General features: G+C 67.1%; 2 protein-coding genes and 2 pseudogenes. All 4 read right to left on the bottom strand.

Annotated features, from left to right (window positions below; genetic code table 11):
• Window positions 1-332 precede the first annotated feature (332 nt).
• Window positions 333-554 carry a hypothetical protein gene (locus ACFWF3_RS35795; protein WP_379318585.1) on the bottom strand — a complete coding sequence of 74 codons (222 nt, stop codon included), beginning with the start codon at window positions 552-554 and terminating at the stop codon, window positions 333-335.
• 47 nt (window positions 555-601) lie between these two features.
• A pseudogene (locus ACFWF3_RS35790) lies at window positions 602-754 on the bottom strand (pyridoxamine 5'-phosphate oxidase family protein); the annotation flags it as partial.
• 89 nt (window positions 755-843) lie between these two features.
• Complete coding sequence (locus tag ACFWF3_RS35785) at window positions 844-1,005, bottom strand: hypothetical protein (RefSeq protein ID WP_379318583.1); 162 nt, start codon at window positions 1,003-1,005, stop codon at window positions 844-846.
• Window positions 1,006-1,090: 85 nt separating this feature from the next.
• Window positions 1,091-1,459 (bottom strand): annotated as a pseudogene (locus ACFWF3_RS35780) (AfsR/SARP family transcriptional regulator); the annotation flags it as partial.

The raw sequence follows: 1,459 nt of genomic DNA, 5'->3' as shown, positions 1-1,459 counted from the left end.
GCCCAGTCCCGCAATTGCGGCCATCATTATTTCCGTCAGCGAACCCATGGTGAATCTCCTTGCATGATCGGTAAGCATCCCGCCGGAAAATGGTCGTACCGTCGGCCGGGATGTGGATCACAATCAGATCTCTGTTGTGATGGGGGTAACGTAGCTCCGCTCATTTCCTACGGCAAGGAAATCGTCCGATTCGCGCAATTCGGGCAGAGATCCTTCCTGATGGAAGTGCCGATGGGTATTGGTACCCGTCACGAAGAATCGCGCCGTGACCTGTACGGACGTCCAGTCCCGTCAGATCCGACGATGAACGACCGCGTTCGCCGCCAGATCTGTCAATCCCCCTGGAGTTGGCCGCGCCAGAGACGTGCCGGAATTCCGCTGACCAGATCTTGTCGCCGCAGCACCTGGATGCGCCACGGCGTGAGGCGAAGTACCTGGAAGGCCCGGTCGTCGGCACCCTGCCAGAACTGTCCGGGGTCGTAGCCGGCGCCGGGAGGGCTGCCGTGCCGGTAGAGGTCCCACACGTGTGCGCGCTCGCCGGGTCGTCGGTCCATTCGGCGACCGCGTCGACGGCGACGGTGTTCTGTGCCGGGCTCCAATAGGAGAACGTCACATGCGGATTTCCCGCGATATGGGCGGCCTTCACCGGTGTGCGGTAGGTTCCGAGCCAGCCGGCCGGGTGGTCGGTATCGGTTTCCCAGACCGGAATCAGGACGCGCGACCGTGGGCGTCCCTTGGCGTCGACGGTGGTCATGGTCGCGTAGTTGACGGCGCCGACGATGGCGTCGAAATCGGGTTTGATATCGGCGAACGTGTGCACGTGGGCGCGGGTGCGGTTGCTCACTACCGCTCCTCGACGCGCACGCCGGCGCGGCGGCCGACGGTGGTGAGGACGAGGTGGGTGGTGCCGCCGTCGAGGAAGCCGGCACGCCCGTCGGTGGCGAGGTAGCGGCGGACGTGGTCGGTCACCGAGGGATCGGGGCTGTCGGTCACGGTGTGAGTCATGGATTCACCGTGCCCGGGAGGGCTTCGGACGGACTCAGGGCCTACTCGAGGCGATCGAGGTCGGTCGACAGCATCCGCAGTGGGCTCAGGGCCGGTTCGGGACTTGCGCGAGGTGCAGGGTCGAGGGTTCGGCTCGCTCACCCTCGGCGAGGTTGTCGGCGAACTGGTTCGTTCCGATGTCGGCGAGGATGCGTGCCTCGATGCGGTCGACGTCGCCGCGTTCGGCCTCGGGCAGCGGGGCGCCGGTGGACCGACGCAGCGCATCGGCGGCACCGAGTAGCCGCGCGGCGTGGGCGGAAGATCCGGCGAGCGACCGGGCTCCGGCCAGGCCTTCCAGCGCGAGTGCGTGGGCACGGGGGTCGCCGGTGCGCAGGGCGCAGGCGGTCGGCGATCTGGACGGCGAAGTCGTCGGGGTCCTGCGTGGTGGAGTGGAGCGTGGCGTCAGACATCGTGG

Source organism: Nocardia sp. NPDC060220 (assembly GCF_042727815.1).
Classification (GTDB): Bacteria; Actinomycetota; Actinomycetes; order Mycobacteriales; family Mycobacteriaceae; genus Nocardia.
The sequence above is the reverse complement of the archived record's forward strand: the minus strand, read 5'-3'. Positions and strand labels throughout refer to the sequence as shown.